Genomic DNA, 1,166 nt, shown 5'->3' on the forward strand with positions numbered 1-1,166 from the left:
GTGCGGCGGCGACTATGGTGAGCACACTGTCGATGTATCGCACCAGTTTCTTATCCGGCCATGTTTGCATGGAATAAGAAGCGCCTTCGATGGTTTTATAGACATCCGTATCATCAAAAGAAAATCCGCCCACTTTATAGTCGGGGCTTGGATGGGCTGCCTTGTGGAAATTTTCATACCGCCCCGTTTCTTCACATTTGCCGAATGCCAAAGGGATAGTTACCTCACGGCTGGCGTTTAAGCGTTGTCCCCAGAATTGGTCGGTCACTTTTACCGACGTAAACGGTACGGGGTCGATGGGATAACCGCTGCCTTTCGTTTGCGAAAATCCTGTAAGACAATACAATGTCAACAAGAATAGAATGATGCTATTTTTCATTTTTTAATTCTCTAATTTATTTTTAATGTTTAGGAAAACCCAAGTCCTCTCCGTCAAGAAATACAAGTCCGATTCGCTCCAGATTTCCGGTGCGACCGTTGTACCACAGCCGCCATTTTTTCTCTTTTGCATCGTAAATGACGAACGGTTTATAGCAGGCCTCAGCATCCCAGCCGTCTTGGGTTGGCGAAACAATCGGATTCGTCGGTAGCCGTTCCCAATTCGTAATGCCGTCCTTCGACCGGGCAATGCCGATGCGGGCAAGATGTTCGTTTTCGTAACCTATGTAGAACATTAAGTACCAATCGTTGTGTTTGAAAACATGCCCGCCGGCAACTTTATGATGCTCCCACTCGGTGTTTTTATCACACGAAAAGATGGGATTATTTTTGTATTTCGTCCACACAAGACCATCCGGGCTTGTTGCGTAGCCGATAGCGTTCGGTTCGTATATCTCTCCGCCGGAGTACCACATCGTGAAAAGTTTGGTATCGGCATCCCATTCGACGTTCGGACACATCACGGCATGTTCTTTTTCCCAGCCTTTTTCCGGCACTAAAACGGGTTTGTCCGATTTCCTTTCAAAGTGAATGCCGTCGGTACTCGTTGCGTAACCAATCCACGAGCCGCTTTTCGACCAATCGTTGTACCAAACCTGACCGGTGTACCAAAGATGATACACGCCGTCCCGCTTAATAACGGAGGGGCGATTGATTTCATTTTCCCAACCTGAGTCGGGATTGGGAGCGAGAACGATTGTAGGCTCAGACCAATTAATTCCGTCCTT

2 protein-coding genes are annotated in these 1,166 nt (G+C 47.5%); both read right to left on the minus strand.

What is annotated here, in order from left to right; all coding sequences use genetic code 11:
- Nucleotides 1–379: beta-L-arabinofuranosidase domain-containing protein (locus ASC50_RS00895; RefSeq protein ID WP_193391170.1), on the minus strand; the 379-nt coding region annotated here is incomplete at its 3' end.
- Nucleotides 380–401: 22 nt separating this feature from the next.
- On the minus strand, nucleotides 402–1,166 hold a 765-nt coding region (locus ASC50_RS00900), incomplete at its 5' end, for a glycoside hydrolase family protein (RefSeq protein WP_056928586.1).

This window comes from Candidatus Symbiothrix dinenymphae (assembly GCF_001431085.1).